The following is a 20394-nucleotide window of genomic DNA, read 5'->3' as shown; positions in this document are numbered from 1 at the left end:
CGATGCGCAATAGTCAGCAATTGACAAAAAAAGAGCCCGCATGGTGCGGGCTCCAAGGTTGTTTTCCTTTTCTTGTACTTCTACCTCCCTCCAGAGGAACCGAGATCATATGCCGAAACTATGATGGCTTGTTTGTCATAAATTCAACAAATGTCAGCTTTTCGAAAGCTTATGGATTTCTAGAAGAAATCCCATCGCATTATGCAAAATGCTATCAGCCTATACATGACGCGAGTATTTCAATATTCCTTGAGGTACCTGGTTTGAATACACCCGTTGCCGCTGCGCACATCAAGAAGGCAGCCAGGTCATTCGTGTCAATAGTTACTGGGTGTGGAGATTGCTAGCACGCACACTGCGCAACTGATTGTTGGCAGTGCAATATTATGTACTAATTTTGACGGTGCTCACGGGCACACGGCCGGGCGTATAAGCGACTCAGGGTAAGCGATAGTGCTTGGGGATTCGGCCATGAAAAGCGTGAGGCTTGGGAGAAGGCCAGACCTCTGTGTAAGGGCTGGCGATCAAGACGGGGCGCTGGGCCGGTTTTGTGCTTTTAGGCCTCCGCACAACTCCCTGCGATGGCCTGAAGGGGTCTTGGGCGATCCGCCGGGTGGTCCATCCCGGCAATCCTGCCGGTCATCCCAATCCGCGCCCAGCCCAACGGGCCAGGACGCTGCAGCATGGGTTCAGGCGACCGGTTTGCGGCCTACCGTGCGGATCAGCTCGCCCACGCGCAGCAGGTATTGGTCAAAAGCCTGGTTGGCCGCCGCCTGGTTGCTGGTGGGCTGGGCCACGGTGCGGCCTTCGGCCTCCAGGCGGGCGCGGATCTCGGGGTTGAGCAGGGCCGCACCAATGGCGTTGCGCAACAAGGTGACGCGCTCGGCCGGGCAGCCTTGCTTGACGAAGTAGCCGCCGCTGATGGTGTAGGCAAAGTCAGGCAGCTGCTGGCTTTGGCTGATCAGTGGGATATGGGCCAGCGGGGCGGGCAGCTCTTTGGAAAAGCTGGTCACGATCTTGAGCCGGCCCTGCGCCTGCATCGCATCAAAGCTGGTCTGGTAGGGGAGGATGGCCAGGTCCACCTCGCCCCCGGCGACGCCCTGCAGCGCCGGAGCACCACCCTTGTAGGGCACATGCAGCAAGCTTGCACCCACGCGTGCGGCCAGCGCCTCGCCCATCAGGTGGTAGATGGAATCAATGCCCACGGTGGCATAGGTGAGGGGCTTGGCGCTGCTTTGCTTGGCCAGCGCAATCACCTTGTCCAGCGAATCGGCCTGCAGGCCATTGCGGGCCAGCAGCACGATATGCGCTTCGCTGATCGGTGCGACCAGGCTGAAATCCTTAGGCGTATAGCGGGCCGAGGGGTTGAGCATCGGCGCCAGAAACACCTCGTTGATCGAACCATGGAAGAAGGTATAGCCATCGGCCTGCGCGCTCAGCACCTTGTTGGCGCCAATCAGGCCGGTGCCGCCGCCGTAGTTCTCCACCACGACTTGCTGCTTGAGGCTCTTGCCGATCGATTCACCAAAGATGCGGGCGGCAGTATCGCTGGCGCCGCCGGCGGGGTAGGGCACGACCAGCGATAGCGGCTTGGCTGGGTAGGTGTCGGCGGCCCAGGCCTGTGGCGTGGCAAGCCACGGGGCACCCGCCAGCAGGCTGGCGTATTGGAGAAACTGGCGGCGATGGGTGGCGGTCATGGTGCTCTCGCTCGGTGGGTTTATTGCAGATAGCTCTGTGCCAGGCTGGCCCAGAAGGCCGCGCCAATGGGCAGGGCCTTGTCGTTGAAGTCATACAGCGGGTTGTGCACCATGCAGCCGCCGTCCTGCCCCAGGCCATTGCCCAGCCGCACATAGGCCCCGGGGCGGTGCTCCAGCATGTAGGCAAAGTCTTCGCTGCCCATCACCGGGCCCCGGGTCACCACGTTGTCGGCGCCCAGCAGCTGCGCAGCCACGGCGCGGGCGCGCTCGGTTTGCGCGGCGTGGTTGACCAGCACCGGGTACTTGCGCTCGTACAGCAGATCGGCCTGGAGCTGGTAGCTCTGGGCCTGGGCGCCGACAAAGTCGCGCAGCCGGGTTTCGATCTGGTTGCGCACCTCGGGGTTGAGCGCGCGGATACCGATCTTGATCGTCGCGCTTTCGGGCACGATGTTGTAGGTGGCACCGGCCTGGATGGAGCCGACGGTGATGACGGCCGACTTGAGCGCATCGACCTCGCGGCTGACCAGCGACTGCAGGCCCAGCACGATGCTGGCGGCGGCCTGCATCACATCGATGCCGTGGTGGGGCATGGCGCCATGGGCGGAGCGGCCGGTCAAGGTGACGGTAGCACGGTCGAACGAGGCCATTGCGGGCCCGGTGATCATGCCGATTTGGCCCACCGGCAGGCCCGGTGTGTTGTGCAGCGCATAGATTTCATCGCAGGGAAACTGCTCGAACAGGCCGTCATCGACCATGCGCAAGGCGCCCCCTTCGTTCTCTTCCGCTGGCTGAAAAATCAGGTTCAAGGTGCCGTTGTAGTCCACCGATTCGGCCAGGTAGCGCGCCGCGCACAGCAGGATGGCGGTGTGGCCATCGTGGCCGCAGGCGTGCATCTTGCCGCTCAGGGTGCTGGCATAGGGCAGGCCGGTTTTCTCCTGGATCGGCAGCGCATCCATGTCGGCGCGAATGCCGATGCTGCGGCTGCCCTGGCCTTTTTTGAGGCGGCCCACGACGCCGGTGCTGCCCAGGCCCCGGTGCACTTCGTAGCCCCAGGACTGCAGGCGCTCGGCCACCAGGTCGCTGGTGCGCAGCTCTTCAAAAGCCAGCTCCGGGAAAGCATGGATCTGGTGGCGGATGCCGACAAACTCAGGCGCAAGGGCCTGTACGGCAGATAGCAAGGCAGGGTTGAGAGGTGCGTTCATGGTGGGGCCGTCACAAAAAAGTCAAACCATTATCGAAAGCGCTATCCGTCGCGTCCATGACAACGCAAGCAATCAAACGTTGCAAGAATCGCAACAATGGGCGGAGGCGAGCAATGTTGAACCTGGGTATGGACGATGTGCTGGACCGCAAGCGGGCGCTGTGCCTGCTGCAGATCATGGAAACCGGCTCGGTGCGCGGCGCCGCTGACGTGCTGGAGGTGGACCCGTCGATGGTCAGCCGCACGGTGGCCCGGCTGGAGCAGGACACCGGCCTGGTGCTGCTGGAGCGCCGTGGCCGGGGCGTGGTGGTCACCGATGCCGGCCGCATGCTGGCGCTGTTTGCCCGCCGCCAGCAGGACCTGCACGACACCTTTGTCGCCGAGGTCAACAGCCTCAAGAACGCGCAATCAGGCCATCTGGACCTGGTGCTGGGCGAGGGCACCCTGGACATGGTGATGGCGCCGGTGCTGCAGGATTTTGTCAAAGCCCATGGCGATGTGCGCTACCACGTCAAGGTCGCCGGCACCGAGGAGGCCGTGCAGTGCATTCTGGAGGACCGTGCCCATATCGGCATCGTGTTCCAGCCGCCGGCCGATGCGCGCCTGCGCTCCCACCATGCCCGGCTGGCGTCCGTGCGGGTGCATGTGCGCAAGGGCCATCCTCTGGCCAGCCACAGCGGGCCGTTGAGCCTGGCCGATCTGGCGCCTTACCCGGGGGCGGCGCTCGAGGAATCCTTTGGCGTGCGCAAGCACATCCAGGCCGCCGAGCTGGAGGAGAACATCCGCCTGCAACCCATGCTGACCACCAACTCCTTCAAGGTGCTGTGGGATTTTGCGGTGATGGGGCTGGGCTACATCATGACGCCGCGCTCCATCCCGCTGCAGGGCGTGGCGCTGGATACCTTGGTGTCGCTGCCGCTGGCCAGCCCGGTGCTCAACCACAGCCAGCTGCATGTGGTCACCCGCAGCGGCCGGCCGTTGTCGCCGGTGGCGTCGCAACTGCTGCGGCATATGGTGGGGGTGTTTTCAGCCGCTTAGGGGGCCTGGGCCTTGGTGCGGATTCCAGTCCCCAACCTGGCGCCTTCGCTTACCCCGGCCGCCGGGCCAACAGTGCCCACACTCCTGCTGCCGACAGCAAACTGCCACCGGCAATATGGAACCGGCGCAAAGCTGTTGGCGAGGACAGCAGCTTGCGCGCAGACGACGCAAAGACGGCATACAGCGTGGCATTCAGGGTGGCCATCGCGACAAAGGTGAGGGTCAGAATCCAGAGCTGCTGGTGAGCGGGCGCGCCTGCGCTGATGAACTGCGGCAGGAAGGCCACAAAAAAGACGATGCCCTTGGGGTTGAGTGCGGTGACCAGGTAGGTATTGGCAAACAGTTTCCAGCGCGAGCTGGAGACAGGCGCGGCAGCCAGCGCGGATGGCGAAATACCCGCGCGCAGCAGCTTGATGCCCAGATAGATGAGGTACAGGCCGCCTGCCCATTTGACGGCGCTGAACCAGAAGGCCGATGCGGCCAGCAACGCACCCAGCCCCAGCAAAGACACGACCAGCGCCGTCGAATCGCCCAGCGCCACCGCTGCGACCAGCGGCACATTGGCGCGCCGCCCTTGCGCCATCGAATAGCTGATCACCGTGAGAATCGTTGGCCCCGGGATGATGAGCAGCACGGCGGATGCGGCGACAAAGGCTAACCAGAGTTCGATGGGCATGGGGGCTCCTGTTGGCGGGGTATCAGAGGCGGTGGCGCTGCCTAGCTGGCACGGCCACGGTGCATGGTAAGGCGGATCGCAGCTGGCCGCTGCCGGTAGCGCGCCTGAGCGGACCGGACCCGCCATCCGTTACCAGCTATCGAGTGCCGGTGTGCCCTGGTGGTAGCGCAGCTGCCAACGGCCATCTGTCAGCAACCAGATCGACGAGCGCAAAGTGTGTTTGCTGCGAGCGCCTTGCACATCGCGCAGGGCGCTGCGGTAGGTCAGCAGCACCACGCCGGGCGCCAGCGCGGTGGCGGCATAGCCGTCCGCCACGATCTCAGCGGCATTCGATTCGGCGCGCAGCGCTTCCACCACCACGTCTCGCGTATAGCGCTGGCCGGATCGGCCCGTCTCCTCAAAGGCCGGGTGCAGCAGTTGCGACACGCGCTCGGGCTGGTGGCGGATATCCGGAAGGTGGAGCTGGGCTTCCAGTTGGGAAAGCTGCTGGGTCAGGGTGGGGTCCATGCTTGTGGTGTGGCTGGTGCGGGATGCCCGCAAGAGGAAGCAGGCATCCTAGCAGCCGCTCGGTGCACGACCTATTAGCCAAACGTAAACGCGTAGCCCTGCGCCCCCGTATCCAGAAACTCGATCTCCACCGTGCGCTCCTTCACCGGGCCCTGCTGGCGTACCAGCTGGTACAGCCGCGTGGCATCGACCTGGCCGTAGCCCTGGGCATCGACATCGCTGCCGTGGTGAATGCCTGGGGGCTGGCCGTCGATGGTCAGGCGAAAGCGCAGCGGGCCTGAGCCTGCAGCGCCCAGCACCACGTTGGCATCGCGGGCCTCAAAGCGCAGCGCCAGGCGGCTGCCCGCGTTGTTGGCTTGTACCCACTCGGGCGTCAAGGTCCAATTGCCCTGCAAGGTCCAGGTGTTGAGCCGCAGCGCCGCTGGCTGGTAGTCGGCTGGCTTGTCGGGGGCAGGGCGGCCTGCCAGGCGCAGGCTGCCGCCTTTGTCGTAGCCCAGGTACAGCTCCGGGCTGCGCAGGCTGGCGGTGTCGGCGGCCATGCCCAGGCCCTGGGTGTCGGGGACCGTGTTCGCAGTAGACGCAGGCGCCGTTGCCGCTGATGGCGCCTGGGCTTCGCGCAGCAGCTCGTTCAGCGCGCGCTCGGTGGCCGCGTAGCCGCCTTCGCCAAACTGGTGGTGGCGCACCCGCCCTTGCGCGTCGACCAGGTAGAGAGCCGGCCAGTATTGGTTGTTGAAGGCGCGCCAGATGCGAAACCCGTTGTCCTGCACGACGGGGTAGCTGATCTTGAGCTGCTGCAAGGCCTTCTCGACATTGCTGCGGTCCTTCTCGAAGGCGAACTCAGGCGCATGCACCCCCACCACCACCAGGCCGCGATCGGCATACTTTTGCGCCCAGGCATTGACATAGGGCAGGGTGCGCAGGCAATTGACGCAGGAGTAGGTCCAGAAATTGACCAGCACCACCTTGCCGCGCAGCGCGGGGATGGACTGCGGCTCGGCATTCAGCCATTGCGTGCCGCCGTCCAGGCTGGGGCGGGTCGATTCCCCCGGCAGGGAGCTGGTGTAAAGGGCGCCGTTGCCCAACTGTGCTGCGGTATTGCCTGCCCGCTCCGCCGCTTGGGCCGAGGGCATCGCTGCTTGCAGCAGGCTGCTCTCCAGCCCATTGCTGCCCAAACCGTTCAATGCGCCCGATTGTGCGAGCAGGCGGCTGTCCAGCCCGGTGGCCACGGCCAGCACGGCGGCCAGCATCGCGGCGCCAGCTGCTCGCCGGCCGCGCTCGCCCGGTAGCCAATGGGCCCGCAGGCGTGCCATGGTGCCGGCGCTGATGCGCAACGCGGCCCACAGGGCCAGGCTGGCGCCGGCCGCATAGCTCAGCAGCAGCAGGCTGGTGGCGGTGCCGGGCCCCGCCAATGCGGCACCCGACAGCAGCAGGCCCAGTACCGGGCCGGCGCAGGGCGACCAGATCAGGCCGGTGGCAACGCCCAGCAGCGCGGAATGCAGCCAGCGCTGCTTGGGGTTCTGGGCGGCCAGCTTTTCTCCGATCTGCACCAGTGGCCGGCTCCACCAGACGGCCAGCCCAGGGAACAGCAGGGAGGCTGCGAAAACGCCCAGGCCCAGCAGTGCCAGGCCTCGGCCCCACTGGCTCAGCTGCACCGCCCAGGCGCCGGCGGCAGCGGCCAGCGATGCGGCGGCCGCAAAGGCCAGCGCCATGCCGATCAAGAGCGGCAGGCTGCCGTGGCGGCTGGGTTGGCCCTGGCGTGCAAAGACAAAGGGCAGAACGGGCAGGATGCAGGGGCTCAGCACGCTGAGCACCCCGGCGGCAAAGGCAACAAGGTACAGGGCCATGGCAGCTCCTTTTGTGGCTAGTTAAGGGCTTATATGCGGGTGACGTCAATCACCGCCTGGGCAAAGGCGGCAGGCGCCTCTTGGGGCAGGTTGTGGCCAATGCCGCCCTCCAGGTTGCGGTGCTGGTAGGGGCCGCTGAACTTGGCGGCATAGGCAGCAGGCGCGGGGTGCGGCGCGCCGTTGGCATCCCCCTCCATCGTGATGCTGGGCACGGCAATGCGCGGCGCGCTGGCCAGCCGGGCCTCCAGCGCATCAAAGCGCGATTCGCCCTGTGCCAGCGCAATGCGCCAGCGGTAGTTGTGCACCACGATGGCGGCATGGTCGGGGTTGTCAAAGGCCTGGGCGCTGCGCTGGTAGGTGGCATCGTCAAACTGCCATTGGGGCGAGGCCTGCTGCCAGATAAAACGGTTGAACGCGGCGGGGTTGGCAGCATAGCCGTCGCGGCCCCGGTCGGTGGCCAGGTAGGACTGGTACCACCAGGCGTATTCGGCAGCAGGCGCCTGGGGCTTGGCATTGGCCTGGGGGTTGCCGATCAGGTAGCCGCTCACCGACACCAGGCCGCTGACCCGCTCGGGCCAGATCGCCGCGATAATGCAGGCGGTGCGCGCGCCCCAGTCAAAGGCGCCCAGCACCGCCTGGCGCACGCCCAGCGCATCCATCAGCGCAATGATGTCCTGCGCAACTGCGCCTTGCTGGCCATTGCGTACTGTGCTGGCCGACAGAAAACGCGTGCCGCCGTAGCCGCGCAGGTAGGGCACGATGACGCGGTAACCCGCTGCCGCCAGGCGCGGCGCCACATCGACAAAGGCATGGATGTCATAAGGCCAGCCGTGCAGCAGGATGGCGACGGGGCCGTTGGCGGGGCCCGCTTCGGCGTATTCGACCCGCAGGTCGCCGGCATCGATCTGCTTGAGCGGGCCAAAGCTGGTGGCGCCTGCCGGGCTGGCGGCGCGCGCGCTGCTGGCCAGCAAGCTGCCGATGGGCGCCAGGGCCAGGCCCAGGGCGGCATGGCCCAAGAAGCTGCGGCGGGAGGAGGTGGTGATCGGGTTCATGGAGGGCCTTTGCTGGGTGAAGGTGGTTGGGGTGCTCGGTGCCGAAACTCGTTTGTCTTGGCTGTTAGCTAGTAGACCGCCGCCATGTATGTGGCATGTGTCATGCGTACCCCCCAAATGCATGGCCGTGTAGCAAGTGGCGCGGGCAGATACACAGCTATACAAAGCCGGTTATGGCCGACCCCGGAAACGCCACCGCCACCTGAAAGGTGGCGGTGTGGGGTGTGATAGGGCCTACTTGGCGGTCCTAAGCACGAGGCCCGCGTTTGCGCAGCGGGGTCGAGCTGCTGGCCAAGGGGCAGGGCCGGCCTGCGGGCGAGGCGATCTCAGCGGCCGCACAACCCAGCAAGAACATGCAGGCATACAGCCATTTGCGAACACTAAACATCCTGGGCCTCCACCTGGCTGGCAAACACATAACCTTCGCTGCGCACCGTCTTGATATAGCGCGGCTCGCGGGCATCATCGTTCAGGCATTTGCGCAGGCGGCTGATCATCAGGTCGATCGAGCGCTCAAACAGCTCGGCCTCGCGCCCCTGGGTGATGGACAGGATCTGGTCGCGGCTGAGCACCTTTTGCGGGTGGTCCACCAGCACGCGCAGCAGCCGGTATTCGGCGCCGCTCAGCGACACCATCACGCCATCGTGGTCCAGCAGTACGCGCTCGACGGTATCGAGCCGCCAGTCGCCAAAGGCCAGAAAGCGCGCTTCTTCACTGCTGCGCATATTGGGCGGCAGCATGCGCGTGCGCCGCAGTACCGACTTGATGCGTGCCAGCAGCTCGCGCGCGGCAAAAGGCTTGGGCATGTAGTCATCGGCGCCCATCTCCAGGCCCAGCACCCGGTCGGTCTCATCGCCGCGTGCCGTCAGCATGATGATGGGCGTGGTCTTGAACTTGCCGGCGCGCAGGTCGCGGCACAGGGTCAGCCCGTCTTCGCCGGGCAGCATCAGATCCAGGACGACCAGGTCAAACGAGCCGGCCGTCTCCAGCAGCTGCCGCATATGCCGGCCTGTGGGTGCGGTGGTCACACGAAGGCCATTTTTTTGCAGGTAGGCGCTGACCAGGTCGCGGATATCCCGGTCGTCATCCACCAAAAGGATGTGGTCGCTGGCAGCGGAGGTGCTTGTCATGGCAGAAGGTTGGGGTGGTGTCAGTGGGTGTCAGTGGGTGGCCGGCAGCTGCAGGCTGGCGCGCAGGCCGCCTTCGGGGCGGTTGTGCAGGCTCAAGGTTCCGCCCAGCGACAGGCTCAGCTGGTGGGCAATGGCCAGGCCCAGGCCGGAGCCGCCGGTGTCGCGGTTGCGGGAGGCCTCAACCCGGTAAAAGGGCTGCAGCACGGCTGCGAGCTGCTCCTCGGGGATGCCCGGGCCGGCATCGCAGACGTCGATGGTCAGATGGCCGGCTTCTAGGCGCAGATGCACATCGGCGCGCTGGCCGTATTTCAAGGCGTTGTCGATCAGGTTGCCCAGAATGCGGCGCATCGCATTGGGGCGGGTGCGGATGGGCTGGCCCGCAGCGCCGTCCATCGTCACCGGGCTGCCGGTGTCGGCATAGTCGTTGACGATGCTGCGCAGCAGCGCATCCATGTCCAGGCGCCGCACTTTCTCGTCGGAGCCTTGCAGGGTCTTGGCATAGTTCAGGCCTTCGTGCACCAGGCTGCGCATGGCCTCCAGGTCCTGGCGAAACTTGTCGGCATCAGGCATATCGTCCATCAGGTCCACCCGCAGACGCATGCGCGTGATGGGGGTCTGCAGATCGTGCGAGATGGCGGCGAGGATTTGCATGCGCTCGTTCAGGTAGCCCGCAATGCGCCGCTGCATGGCGTTGAAGGCGCGTGCGGCGCGCACCACCTCGGCGGGGCCGGCCTCGGCCACCACGGTGGGCTGCAGGTCCGGGCCCAGTTGGTCGGCCGCTGTGGCCAGCCTCTCCAAAGGCCGGGTGACCAGGCGCACCGCCAGCCAGGCCAGGCCGGCCAGCACCAGCAGCTGGCCCAGCAGCAACCAGGTAACCCAGCCCGATACCGGCATCGGCACACGGCGCGCCACGATGTACAGCGGTGCGCCGTCGCTCAGCCGCAGCTGCATGCGCACGGCATCGGCGCGGTCGCCCAGCTGGCCCATCGCCAGCACCGGAAAAGGCTGCAAGGCATCGGTTACCACCTGCGCAAAGCGGGCCAGGGCCGGGTCGGAGGGCGCGGCATTGCTGACTGCGCCCTCCAGAGAAAAGCTGTAGTTGGGCCGCTCAAGCTTGGGGAACCAGTCCTGGCGCTCATTGGCCGGCAGCCGGTCGATCAGCGCGACCGAGCTGGCGATATCGCGCTCAACCCCGCTGATCATCAGCCGCATCAGCGCCTGCTCACGCTCATGGCGAATGGCCATATAGGTAAGCAGCTGCGCCACCCCCATGCCCAGCACCACCAGCAAGGCGACGCGCGCCAGCAGGGTGGAAGGGACAAGCCGTTGAAGAATGCTGCGCATGGGAGGTCAGGCCGGGTGGGAAGCCAATGGGCCGATCAGGCCACGGAAAGATCGACCTGGATATTGCCGCGTGTCGCCTTGGAGTACGGGCAGATCTGGTGCGCCGCCTGCACCACGGCCAGCGCCTGGTCCTGTGCCACGCCCGGCACTTTGACGTTGAGCCGCGCCGCCAGCGCAAAGCCCTCGGCGTTTTGCACCAGGTCCACCTCGGCATCGACCGCCAGGTCCGCCGGCAGCTTCACGCCCAGCGGCTGCGCGGCCCGCACCATCGCCCCCATAAAGCAGGCCGACCAGCCCGCCGCAAACAGCTGCTCGGGGTTGGTACCCGTGCCTGCCGTGCCAAACTGGGTCAGGCGAATATCCAGATGCCCGTCATCGCTGCGCGATGCGCCGGAGCGGCCGCCGGTGGTGGTTGTGCGGCCGGTGTAGAGAACCTTGTCTTGTGCAGCGCTCATGGTCAAATCCTTTGGGAGGTGTTGTTTTGTCAAACTGACGGAGCGATTGTTCAAGCCCACGGCGCTTTGGCAAAGGGGTTTTCTGACCGAATGTAGCGCTGGGAGAGGCAGTGTACAAAACTATACAAAAGTCTTTGTTCAAGCGCATCGCGTCATGCCTTGTGAGCGATGGCATGGTGTCTGGAGTGTGTGCTGCCGCTAATGAAAAAACTGGCGTTGGTGTGAACGAACGATTACAATCCTGAAATGTTCACCGTCAAGCGCACTGTTGAATTCGATGCCTGGCTCCATGGTCTGCGTGACACGATGACGCGTATTCGCCTGGCCAAGCGTTTGGACAAGGTCACACGTGGTTTGATGGGCGACTGTAAATCCGTTGGCGCAGGCGTTTACGAAATGCGAGAAGACTTTGGCCCAGGCTGGCGTATGTACTACGTGCAGCGTGGAGATGTGGTGGTAGTCATGCTGGGCGGTGGTGACAAGTCCAGCCAACAAGCGGATATCGCTGCTGCCCAGGCGCTGGCTGCCACTTTGGAGCCGGAAGAGGGCGAGAAGGAGTAGATGATGGTCAAGATTGCAGACCTGCCCAACTTTGACATGGCAGAGCATTTGAAAACGGATGAAGAGGTGGCCGCCTATTTGACCTTGGTGATGGAGGAAGAAGATCCTTCCGAGCTTGCGCATGCCCTGGGTGTGATTGCGCGCGCGCGTGGCATGGGCGACATAGCAAGTGCCAGCGGCCTGACCCGAGAGGCGCTGTACAAGGCGCTGCGTCCGGGTAGCCATCCGCGCTTTGAAACCATTTGGCGTGTGTGTGCAGCGCTCGGTGTTCGCCTGGTTGCGCAGCCGATCAATCCCTAGGATTTGCCTAACCATTTGGGAGTGGCCGGAAGGCGCTGGACCTCACGAATCTCAAATGTCACACCGGGTATGACGCAACTGATTGATCTATGAAGGCGAAAAACTTTGCCGGGCGTGTACTTAAGGTGAACCATGCAGGGGAGCATGGCGCTGTCAATATCTATGCCGCTCAGATCCTGGTCGCGCGATGGACTGCGCCATCTATCGTTCCAACGCTCCAGGCATTCAAGGCGCATGAAGAATCGCATCGCACCATCTTCTGGGACGACCTTCTGCGCAGAGGTACCAGCCGTTGCCGCAGCTATTGGTTGTGCGGACTGGGTGGATTTGCACTGGGCTTGATAACGGCACTTTTTGGATTGCAGGCGATTGCTGCAACGACCGCTGCTGTAGAGCGCGGAGTGCTGGGCCACTTGAAGCATCAGATCCACTTGCTGGACGGTCAGGATGATGCTGCGGTCGCGGCCATTGCAAAAATCGTGGCCGATGAAGAGCAGCATCTGGAGCAGTCGGTGATGCATCTGGCGCCTGGCCAGTTCTGGCCCAAAGTGTTGACTCCGGTGGTGACTGCATCGACACAAACCGTCATCTGGTTGGGAATGCGTTTGTGAGTACTTGTTGAAGCGTCTGCACGTTACGAAGCAATACCAAGCTCGAAAAAATCCTCTAACGCCAGCCTGGGTGCGCTGAGGTTATTTCCTTTAACGCCCAAGCGCTCACCCTAAGCATCGCCAGTGGGTTGGAGCGCATCAATGCCATAGACCGTAACGGCTTACCGATCCGGCAGGGCCGGTACCGCTTCATTGAGGAGGACCGAGAGGCTCGGGCAGAAGAGGGGGCAAATAATGCGCCACACCTCAACACTCCCATTCCTGCCGTGCTACAGTTACGCCGCTGCGCCAGTAAAGCGCAGTCGGGATTGGCGTCCCGGAGCATCTCCACGACGTAAGCCGTGGTCTCTATTTCGCAGAGTCTGCGGCTCTCTTGTCTGTGCCCCGGTTTATGGTGGCTCGGATGGGGGAGCGAAAGCTCCGCCGGTTCTCGCAGGAGGTGCCCGGTACGCCAACCTGTTCGAGCTACCGCCTTCTATTGGCGTGGGAGGGGGTGGTTTTAGCAAACTGCACCACCTGGAGTCCACCATGGCTCAGTCCTCCCTCGCGCGCATCTCTGCGCCCACTTCCTGCCTGGGCGAAGTCGCCCTTATCCAACTGCATCCTGACGCGCATAACGCGCTGCACATGGCCGTACAGGCACGGCCTCTACTCCGCAACCTGTCCCGGAGTCAGGAGGCGTCATCATGAACAGCAAGCCCCAAGCTGCCCGCGCGACAGCAAAAACCGCTGCATCTGTGGATTCCAGCTCAGATACATCGTCCAGCCTAGATACCGCTTATGCCGATGCCATCCAGGCCCTCGCTGGCCATGGCGATCAGCCTTTAGACATTCATGACATTTGCAGGCTCCGCAGGGCTGGCGGCTTTACGGACGACCTGGCGCTGACGGAGTGGGAAGCCCAGGCGATCAACACGCGCTTGTATGGCTTGAGTGCTATATCGACTCTGCTGATCGGTGCGGATGATGGCGGGTCGTTCAAGCTGAGCAAGTGGCTTCAAGGCGGTTTGCACAGTGCTTTGTATGCGCTGACGGAGGATGCGCAGGCGGTGTTGCATCGGGCTAATGAGAAGGCTGCTGAGGGGCAGAAGGGTGGCGCAGCGTGAATCGCAGCGCTTGCCTTGCTTAAGAGCGAGCAGAGCGCCAACAGTCGGCATTCGTGGATGCCGACACGTGTGGGGTTGGGTGGGACTGCAAACCGCGCGCGCCACATTCACAATTCATCAATTTGCAGGGGGAGTAAGAGCTCGGTTGTCGCATACCCATGGGAGCGACGAACTCTTTTGCGCTGCCAGAACTGAAGTCTCAATGCGGTGTGCAGGCTAAGCGGACTGCGTTTGCTTGCCACGGGACCTGAGATAGGCGGCCAGCTTTGCGTCAGTCGCATAGACATAGCACCCCTTCATTCCACGCGTCATTAGCGTGCGGTACGTATTCTTGATGATCATGTCCGCCTGCCGTGCAGCTTCAGCAGGCTGTTCCTTGGACATCTTCACGAAGCCTTTCATGGTTTTATCGTGCCGATCGCGTGCTCTGGGTCGAGTGGCAAGTTGCTCTCCGTCCATCACCAGATCCGGACCGATGATCACGCCGATGTAGTCCACTTCCAGGCCTTGGCAGGTGTGGATGCAGCCCACTTGCTGCACTGAATGGGGGGCCGTAATCCAAAGACTGCCGTCTTGGTCGAGATTCCATTGACGCTGGTAATCACCGATCACCACATCCATCTGCTTGGAGTCCTTCTTGCTGTTCCAGGGCCAGCAATATCCGGCGACCACGCGCGCTCGATTGGCGCCGTTTTTTGCCTCGATTGCTGCGTGCATTTCCTCGGGATCATCGAATACTTGAAAGTCAAACGGAATGTCCTCAAGGCTGCCGTTCGCAGTCGCTTTGATTTGCAAGACATCATCCACCCAGGCAAGGTAACCATCTGAACCTGAACAGCGAAACTGCGAGGTAAGAGCGTATTCTTCAACCACCGCTCCGCGAGCGGCCGCAAACGCACGGATGGCTGCCTTGGTGCCCACATCCTTGAGCGTTACACGCTGGTCTTCATCAATAAAGAAAATGCTGCACTTGGCTGAGTTGATAAGCTCCTTTACTTGGTGCGTACCCAGGTTCCCGTAGAAGCCGCTTTTCTCGGTCAGGCGGTGCGCCTCGTCAACAACCAGCACGTCAAAGGCATCCTTGCTTGTTTCAGTGAACGAGCCCGAGCCACCAAACAGATTGACCAGATGCGCGTTCTCTCTGGTCTGGATGAGCTTTTCGCTATACACCGCACGCGGTGCCGCATTCTTGGAGATGTATTTAACAGTCAGCCCTTCTCGCAAGGCTGCCAGCAGGTTTACTGCTACGACCGATTTGCCGGTTCCTGGACCGCCTTCAATGATCACCACACGAGGTTGGTTGGAAGCGCTCGCTTGACGGCATGCAGACTTTGCAGCTTCAAAAATCTCTTTCTGATCATCGATCAGCGCGAATTCTTCGTTGCCTTTGAGAAGCTTCCCGACGACGTCAGCAAGCGCTTTGGAAGGGCGAAGACGGCCTTGGTCCAGATCGAACAGCACCTGACGACCTCGTCCATGGCGAAGATGCTGTTTTATGAATTCTCTGAGTCGCTTGCGATCATCATCACCTTTCAGGAACAGTGGCGCACGATCAATATAGGGTTGATAGTGAGCCGCATCGATGATCCCATCCGCTGCGTAATTGTGCAGGTAGGCGCAAGGGCGTACTTGCAAACCGCCATCGTAGACAGCCTCGTTGAAGCCTTCCAAAAATGCGGTGTAGGACCATGCTTGGTAGCTGGGATGCACACGCATTTGGTCTGAGCGACCGCCATGGCGTAGCAACACAATGGCATCGCGGTCTGTAGCGTTTACTGAGGACCACCGCTTTAGCTCCACAACAATCAGACGTCGCGAACCATCGTCAGCATGTCCAGCAAGAATGACGTCGATGCGTTTGGCAGATTGCGGAAGGATAAATTCCACCGCCACCCCAACATCGTCGGCAATTTCCGGGTCACTCAGGACACGTGCCACATAGCCCAGGGACTCTCGCCAGGATCGGATCTCTGCCTGCGCGACTCTTCGGTCTGTGGCAGCGCGGTACTTTTCGTAAATGACGTCCTCGATGTCACGATCGTTGTAGTCAACCAAGAATTCCTTCTTGTCAGCTTGATAGACGATCATGGCTTTGGCAACTGGTCGTACTTGGTACTCACTCCTTTGGAGAGTTCGATGGGGTACTTGGCAGCGTTGGAAGCGAGTTTGCTGCTCACTGCGGCATTCAGGTCAACCCCAAGCACGTCGGCAAGTCGCACAAGGTAAAGCGCGACGTCCGCGAGCTCATCGCGCACTGCTTGGGATGTTTTTGGTGAGGTCGCAGCACTGAGCGAATCCGCTTCCGACATCCACTGGAATATTTCGGTGAGTTCGCCCACTTCTCCGGAGAGCGCCATGACCAGATTTTTGGGCGAGTGAAATTTATGCCAATCTCGCTCTTCAGCAAATTGCCTCAATGCTTGAGCGGCGCCATCAACGTTAACAAGAGTTTTTTCCACGGGTCATACCTTTGGTCTCAGCTTGGGGTTCAAACTGATCTCGGGATTCGGGCATCCGAACGATGCTGCCTGCAGCACTAAAGTGCTTCTTCTGCGTGAGAGGGCAACATGTTCGTTTTGAACAGATGATAAGGTTATTTATCTGTGTTCTGATGTTTTTCGAAGGGCCTTTGCACAGCCCTTCTTCCCTTTGTTCGCTGGTGGATGCAGCGCGTCGGTTCATGCAATGGGGACTGGCACTGTCAGCAGTTTTTTTCACAGCCTTTGCAACCGCCTGCTGCCGAATGCCTGGAAACGCGGGACATCTCCTATGACGTCCAAGCGCAGACCTTCTGCATCGCCAACGAGTGGAATGGCACTGGCGCCAACCCATCTATCGGGCCCACTGGCCTACACCAACTGGCCACCCATCTACTGGCGCGATCCCACCAGCTTGGATGCATCCAGCCCGGATACCGCGCATGTTGATGCCTTCCAGTCCATCGTGGGCCAAGACGACCGACCTTTAGACATTCACGACATTTGCAGGCAACGTAGGGCCTGCGGCTTTAGGGACGACCTGGCGCTGACGGAGCGGGAAGCCCAAGCGATCAACACGCGCTTGTATGGCTTAAGTGCTATATAGGCGCTGCTGATTGGTGCGGATGACGATGGGTCGTATAAACTGAGCAAGTGGCTGTAAGGCGGTCTGCACAGTGCTTTGTATGCGCTGACCGAGGATGCACAGGCGGTGCTGCATCGGGCAAATGAGAAGGCTGCCGAGGGGCAGAAGGGTCGTGCAGGGTGAGATTACAACACTTTCCCTGCTTATGAGGACCCTGAGCGCTAATAGGCTGCATTGTCGACCTCACTTGAGATGGACGCCATCGCGTATAAACATCTCTCTCGCCGCTGTATCTGCTATTGACCGGCCGAGGCGATGGATGCTGATGTAGTGCGCCTAGGTTTAACGAGCAGACACTAACGAGTGGGCAGATAACGCGTTTGATCCGATGTTTAACCGCTAAGTTGAGCTTCGAAATCTTGGGCGACCCTGCGGCTGTTACGAATAAGCATGCGTAAGGAATTTACTGACGAGACGATTTGCTAAGTCTCTCGGAAAACCCATTTCTTCATCACACTGTGTCAAAGCTTGTTCCGGTGTAAATAGCTCTGTATGTGAAAAAACCTTTTCCAATGGACTTGGGTGCATTGCAAAAATAGGGGCATTGTATTCGGGAAACTGATGTGCAGTAGGGTCGAGAACACAGCCATTTGCTTCAACCCAAAAATGCATTCCGTAACCAGACGCTTGTGTCCCTTTAACAACTAAAACATCTAATTGATGATCCAGTTTTTGAAGGATGGCCGCAAGCATTGCACTGGTTGACTCACAGCTGTTTACAGGGTAAGTGCTAATGAAGGGAATGCCCCGGACACCCTTTAAGCTTTCAAAAAATGGAATTGCACGCAGAAATATTTCATTCAGTTGTTGGTTGGTCATGGGACTTCTCACTGATGGTTCTTGGAACAGTTGCTCTTGCAAGACTTGTCAAAATGCGTTTGGCGCCATGCGCTAAATAGTCTCTGCGAAGCATGTTGATCACAGATTAAATCAGCTGCGCCTGTTGCTGACCCTCTTAATCCGCACCTCAAGCGCCTTCATATGTTGCTCAGGAGTAAACTTCATGCGGCTTTATTGATGGGCATGGCTGCAGATATTGCACCAACGGTCCAATCAAGCTAACCGTGCTTTCGTCGCGACATTGACACTTCCGATTTATATTCAATGTCATACCTGCGCTACGCCTAGGTGCATGTCAACTCGCTTTTTCTATTGGCTCAATACATTGCTCAATGCTGATTTATCTAAGACCTAGCAGCCATTGCGCGTCTATACTGAGAGTAGCGGCAGAAATGCCAACATTATTCAGAACTTTTTTAATAACCCCATTTGTCCAGTGGCTCATCTGATTTTCTAATTCTTGAATATTATCGCAGTAATCGTAACAGGCGCTATAAGCATTCTTTTTTGAATCTAATACGGCTTGTAATTTTCCGAGCGTAAGGTTCTTTGATTTCAACTCTGAAATGCCGCATAGATTATAGAAGCTTCCTTTGATGTCTAGAAATTGCTTCTTCCCAACCAGAAGAGAGTAATTTCCTTTCCCATCTGGAGAAAGCTCGACTCCTAGAAAAGAAACCGAATCATCTGGGCCTGCAATTACACTCTTGCTGCTTTCTTCTATATCTGGAATGCTAAGCTCTAACTTAGCTAGCCGCTCCTTGCATTCTTGGTGAATGGCAATGGCTTGATCTTTGCTCTGACAGAAAAATATTAAATCATCTGCATAGCGAATGGCTTTTATATGAGATTTTATGCAGTATTTGTCAAAGTCGGATAGCATTAAATTAGCGAAAAATGGCGAGAGAGGCATCCCTTGCCTAACACCTTCTCCAAATTTAATGCCTGCTTGCTTTATTTGAATCGATTCCGATCTAGGGCCCAGCTTGATTTCGCAATGCATGGCCTGCTGCAAGAGGTTGTGAATTGAGCGCTGCCTTATTTTTTTTCGCACCTCTTCTTCTAGGAGCGGACGCTTTACCCGGTCAAAGAATTTTTGGATATCGGTCTTGAAAACCCAGGGGGAGGATTCTCTAAGCTCTTTTGCTTTTTTTACAGCGGAAACTACCCCTTTTTGTTCATCTGTTCTTGGTATAAAACCATAACTAATCTCATTGAATAGCCAGGCTTGCGATTTGGCAATTCTATCCAAGATTGCTCTTTGAACAATGCGATCGGCGATAGTCGGGACGCAGATAATTCGTCTCTTATTTTTTATCGGGTCGTGAAGAATAATTGGTTTTAGCTGAGAGAATTGAAAAGAATCGCTTTTCAATCTCTTGGAAAGAGACAAAAGCTTGGAGTCAATATTTTCTGCGAATGAATTTATTGATACTCCGTCTACGCCTTGAACTAGTCCAGAGGGGCGACCAAGTCGGCCTTTGGAAATATGGCTAAAAGCTTGCCGCAGGCCATCTACGTGGGAAATTTCGGATAAGTAAGTCAATTCTCTGATCGCAATCGGCTAAAAAATGCCCCTGAGATTGCCAGATTTAAGACAGGCCACCGAGCACCACTTCTGCGCGTACACGCAGTTGCACTGTGCTTTGTCCGGTGAATGTGCTCGCCGCTTCGCAGCGTTGAGAACATTGTCGCCGAGGTTCGTCGTTCTGCAACCGCCACGTGAACACACTAGCGCTCACGCATGCGGCGAAAATGCAAATCAAACTCATTCGTACCTTCATCACGACACTCCAAGTGTATTGAATATGCAGGATGCGGGCGCGAAATTTCGCCACGGCACCCATCTGCGGCGTTTCGCGCGCCTCTGACGGGTCAGTTCCGTCCACCGCATCCACGCCTCGGCCTGTTGCATAACGACTTCTATCAGCCCGCGTAGCTTCAGGGGCCACGAGCTGCACCTCGATCAGGCCACCGAGCACCACTTCTGCGCGTACACGCAGTTGCACTGTGCTTTGTCCGGTGTATGTGCTCGCCGCTTCGCAGCGTTGAGAACATTCGCGCCGAGGTTCGTCGTTCTGCAACCGCCACGTGAACACACTAGCGGGAGAACTGGGTGTAAGTATCGCATATTTTTAAAGAGAGGAGTTACACGTCTAGGATGGGCAGTGGTTGGTTCGCAATCGCGGAATTGATCACGTGCTGCATACTAATGCGGCGCCGCACATGCGGGACGGATGATCGCGCTTAGACGTCGTTGGCAGTAGAGCCAACACCAAGATTGAGCTTGCCATCCTGGAGGCTCGCTAGTAATCCAAAAGCCGTAGTTATTTTGTCGGTGCGATTGATTTCACAGACTATGCCTCGCGCCAGTAGTGCCTCGCCCAGAGCCACATCCAGCTACAGTTCTTGCAGCTTCGCTATCTCCCGACAGACGCTAGAAAACAGTATTACTGGTTCGCCTTGGTCAATCAATGTGGTGCGCGCCATCTTTGCACTTTACACGCATTGCTGGCTTTTCAGAAAGCCACTCAAAAGGACTGGCGTTTCACGTTGCTGGTTGTACGGTGTAAGTGCAACCTGTGCTTGTACTGGCTAGGCTCTGTGCTCTGCGTTATACCTTGGGTAGCAGAATTTCCTGAGAAACGTTGATAGTTGGACGCTTAACAATGGGAGACTGACGTTGGGGAAGTTGCCGAGGCGGGTATAAAGCTGGAATGAAGCTTCCCATATGCTCTCTGACAAGCATTGAATTCAATAGAAAAACCGCCCTAGTCTGTGAAGACTAGGGCGGTTTCTTATTTCGGAATTTTGGTGCCGGAGAGATGAATCGAACACCCGACCTTCTCATTACGAATGAGCTGCTCTACCGACTGAGCTACACCGGCGTTAGAGAGAAATTATAGCGT

At 59.6% G+C, this 20394-nt stretch carries 19 protein-coding genes and 1 tRNA gene; 5 read left to right on the top strand and 15 right to left on the bottom strand.

Features of this window, described 5'->3' with window-relative positions; translation table 11 throughout:
• Nucleotides 1-689: 689 nt before the first annotated feature.
• Nucleotides 690-1697, bottom strand: a complete 1008-nt coding sequence (locus tag MJ205_RS10060; protein WP_239812312.1) for a Bug family tripartite tricarboxylate transporter substrate binding protein — start codon at nt 1695-1697, stop codon at nt 690-692.
• A gap of 20 nt (nt 1698-1717) precedes the next feature.
• The gene (locus tag MJ205_RS10055; RefSeq protein WP_239812311.1) at nt 1718-2899 is read right to left on the bottom strand and encodes a M20 aminoacylase family protein; all 1182 of its coding nucleotides are present in this window, start codon (nt 2897-2899) and stop codon (nt 1718-1720) included.
• A 128-nt stretch (nt 2900-3027) separates the two neighbouring features.
• Here MJ205_RS10055 and MJ205_RS10050 point away from each other — a divergent pair, with 128 nt between their 5' ends.
• Entirely contained in the window at nt 3028-3936 is a 909-nt protein-coding gene (locus MJ205_RS10050) for a LysR family transcriptional regulator (protein WP_239812710.1), read from the top strand.
• A gap of 49 nt (nt 3937-3985) precedes the next feature.
• Here MJ205_RS10050 and MJ205_RS10045 read toward each other — a convergent pair whose 3' ends face one another.
• The 7 genes from MJ205_RS10045 to MJ205_RS10015 all read right to left on the bottom strand — a co-directional run bounded on the left by MJ205_RS10045 (nt 3986) and on the right by MJ205_RS10015 (nt 10944).
• Nucleotides 3986-4612 (bottom strand): LysE family translocator, encoded by a 627-nt coding sequence (locus tag MJ205_RS10045; protein WP_239812310.1) that lies wholly within the window; start codon nt 4610-4612, stop codon nt 3986-3988.
• Nucleotides 4613-4741: 129 nt separating this feature from the next.
• Nucleotides 4742-5119 (bottom strand): nuclear transport factor 2 family protein, encoded by a 378-nt coding sequence (locus MJ205_RS10040; RefSeq protein ID WP_239812309.1) that lies wholly within the window; start codon nt 5117-5119, stop codon nt 4742-4744.
• A 74-nt stretch (nt 5120-5193) separates the two neighbouring features.
• Nucleotides 5194-6963 (bottom strand): cytochrome c biogenesis protein DipZ, encoded by a 1770-nt coding sequence (locus tag MJ205_RS10035; RefSeq protein WP_239812308.1) that lies wholly within the window; start codon nt 6961-6963, stop codon nt 5194-5196.
• A 29-nt stretch (nt 6964-6992) separates the two neighbouring features.
• On the bottom strand, nt 6993-8015 hold the full coding sequence (locus tag MJ205_RS10030) for an alpha/beta fold hydrolase (RefSeq protein ID WP_239812307.1): 1023 nt from the start codon (nt 8013-8015) through the stop codon (nt 6993-6995).
• 380 nt (nt 8016-8395) lie between these two features.
• Complete coding sequence (locus MJ205_RS10025) at nt 8396-9145, bottom strand: response regulator (RefSeq protein ID WP_239812306.1); 750 nt, start codon at nt 9143-9145, stop codon at nt 8396-8398.
• A 30-nt stretch (nt 9146-9175) separates the two neighbouring features.
• On the bottom strand, nt 9176-10489 hold the full coding sequence (locus MJ205_RS10020) for an ATP-binding protein (RefSeq protein ID WP_239812305.1): 1314 nt from the start codon (nt 10487-10489) through the stop codon (nt 9176-9178).
• Between the two features lie 35 nt (nt 10490-10524).
• On the bottom strand, nt 10525-10944 hold the full coding sequence (locus MJ205_RS10015; protein WP_239812304.1) for an Ohr family peroxiredoxin: 420 nt from the start codon (nt 10942-10944) through the stop codon (nt 10525-10527).
• A 246-nt stretch (nt 10945-11190) separates the two neighbouring features.
• Between MJ205_RS10015 and MJ205_RS10010 the strand changes: the two genes are divergently transcribed.
• The 4 genes from MJ205_RS10010 (at nt 11191) to MJ205_RS09995 (ending at nt 13522) form a co-directional block, all read left to right on the top strand.
• Nucleotides 11191-11505 (top strand): type II toxin-antitoxin system RelE/ParE family toxin, encoded by a 315-nt coding sequence (locus MJ205_RS10010; RefSeq protein ID WP_021026784.1) that lies wholly within the window; start codon nt 11191-11193, stop codon nt 11503-11505.
• A 3-nt stretch (nt 11506-11508) separates the two neighbouring features.
• Complete coding sequence (locus MJ205_RS10005; protein WP_043339850.1) at nt 11509-11805, top strand: addiction module antidote protein; 297 nt, start codon at nt 11509-11511, stop codon at nt 11803-11805.
• An 89-nt stretch (nt 11806-11894) separates the two neighbouring features.
• Nucleotides 11895-12416: a demethoxyubiquinone hydroxylase family protein gene (locus tag MJ205_RS10000; RefSeq protein WP_239812303.1), complete on the top strand. Its 522-nt coding sequence runs from the start codon at nt 11895-11897 to the stop codon at nt 12414-12416.
• A 686-nt stretch (nt 12417-13102) separates the two neighbouring features.
• Complete coding sequence (locus tag MJ205_RS09995) at nt 13103-13522, top strand: hypothetical protein (protein WP_239812302.1); 420 nt, start codon at nt 13103-13105, stop codon at nt 13520-13522.
• A gap of 216 nt (nt 13523-13738) precedes the next feature.
• Here the strand turns inward: MJ205_RS09995 and MJ205_RS09990 are convergent, their stop codons facing one another.
• The 6 genes from MJ205_RS09990 to MJ205_RS09965 all read right to left on the bottom strand — a co-directional run bounded on the left by MJ205_RS09990 (nt 13739) and on the right by MJ205_RS09965 (nt 20373).
• Nucleotides 13739-15610, bottom strand: coding sequence for a DUF2075 domain-containing protein (locus tag MJ205_RS09990; protein WP_239812301.1), 1872 nt, complete (start codon nt 15608-15610; stop codon nt 13739-13741).
• The gene (locus MJ205_RS09985; protein ID WP_182340752.1) at nt 15607-15981 is read right to left on the bottom strand and encodes a nucleotide pyrophosphohydrolase; all 375 of its coding nucleotides are present in this window, start codon (nt 15979-15981) and stop codon (nt 15607-15609) included. Before MJ205_RS09985 ends, MJ205_RS09990 begins: the two co-directional genes overlap by 4 nt.
• Before the next feature lie 1042 nt (nt 15982-17023).
• On the bottom strand, nt 17024-17464 hold the full coding sequence (locus MJ205_RS09980) for a hypothetical protein (protein WP_239812300.1): 441 nt from the start codon (nt 17462-17464) through the stop codon (nt 17024-17026).
• A gap of 361 nt (nt 17465-17825) precedes the next feature.
• Nucleotides 17826-19031, bottom strand: coding sequence for a reverse transcriptase domain-containing protein (locus MJ205_RS09975; protein WP_239812299.1), 1206 nt, complete (start codon nt 19029-19031; stop codon nt 17826-17828).
• Between the two features lie 46 nt (nt 19032-19077).
• Nucleotides 19078-19494 (bottom strand): hypothetical protein, encoded by a 417-nt coding sequence (locus MJ205_RS09970; RefSeq protein WP_239812298.1) that lies wholly within the window; start codon nt 19492-19494, stop codon nt 19078-19080.
• Nucleotides 19495-20297: 803 nt separating this feature from the next.
• Nucleotides 20298-20373 (bottom strand) — tRNA-Thr (locus tag MJ205_RS09965).
• Between the last annotated feature and the right edge of the window lie 21 nt (nt 20374-20394).

Source organism: Comamonas sp. B21-038 (assembly GCF_022387135.1).
Lineage (GTDB): Bacteria > Pseudomonadota > Gammaproteobacteria > Burkholderiales > Burkholderiaceae_C > Comamonas > Comamonas sediminis.
This window is presented reverse-complemented; position numbering and strand designations above follow the sequence as displayed.

Bases quoted from the DNA above. Each gene is read 5' to 3' on its own strand.
- MJ205_RS10030 (WP_239812307.1), bottom strand. From the start codon at position 8,015: ATGAACCCGATCACCACCTCCTCCCGCCGCAGCTTCTTGGGCCATGCC.
- MJ205_RS10010 (WP_021026784.1), top strand. From the start codon at position 11,191: ATGTTCACCGTCAAGCGCACTGTTGAATTCGATGCCTGGCTCCATGGT.
- MJ205_RS10055 (WP_239812311.1), bottom strand. From the start codon at position 2,899: ATGAACGCACCTCTCAACCCTGCCTTGCTATCTGCCGTACAGGCCCTT.
- MJ205_RS10025 (WP_239812306.1), bottom strand. From the start codon at position 9,145: ATGACAAGCACCTCCGCTGCCAGCGACCACATCCTTTTGGTGGATGAC.
- MJ205_RS10035 (WP_239812308.1), bottom strand. From the start codon at position 6,963: ATGGCCCTGTACCTTGTTGCCTTTGCCGCCGGGGTGCTCAGCGTGCTG.
- MJ205_RS09995 (WP_239812302.1), top strand. From the start codon at position 13,103: ATGAACAGCAAGCCCCAAGCTGCCCGCGCGACAGCAAAAACCGCTGCA.
- MJ205_RS10040 (WP_239812309.1), bottom strand. From the start codon at position 5,119: ATGGACCCCACCCTGACCCAGCAGCTTTCCCAACTGGAAGCCCAGCTC.
- MJ205_RS10050 (WP_239812710.1), top strand. From the start codon at position 3,028: ATGGACGATGTGCTGGACCGCAAGCGGGCGCTGTGCCTGCTGCAGATC.
- MJ205_RS10015 (WP_239812304.1), bottom strand. From the start codon at position 10,944: ATGAGCGCTGCACAAGACAAGGTTCTCTACACCGGCCGCACAACCACC.
- MJ205_RS10060 (WP_239812312.1), bottom strand. From the start codon at position 1,697: ATGACCGCCACCCATCGCCGCCAGTTTCTCCAATACGCCAGCCTGCTG.
- MJ205_RS09990 (WP_239812301.1), bottom strand. From the start codon at position 15,610: ATGATCGTCTATCAAGCTGACAAGAAGGAATTCTTGGTTGACTACAAC.
- MJ205_RS10045 (WP_239812310.1), bottom strand. From the start codon at position 4,612: ATGCCCATCGAACTCTGGTTAGCCTTTGTCGCCGCATCCGCCGTGCTG.
- MJ205_RS10005 (WP_043339850.1), top strand. From the start codon at position 11,509: ATGGTCAAGATTGCAGACCTGCCCAACTTTGACATGGCAGAGCATTTG.
- MJ205_RS10020 (WP_239812305.1), bottom strand. From the start codon at position 10,489: ATGCGCAGCATTCTTCAACGGCTTGTCCCTTCCACCCTGCTGGCGCGC.
- MJ205_RS10000 (WP_239812303.1), top strand. From the start codon at position 11,895: ATGAAGGCGAAAAACTTTGCCGGGCGTGTACTTAAGGTGAACCATGCA.
- MJ205_RS09980 (WP_239812300.1), bottom strand. From the start codon at position 17,464: ATGACCAACCAACAACTGAATGAAATATTTCTGCGTGCAATTCCATTT.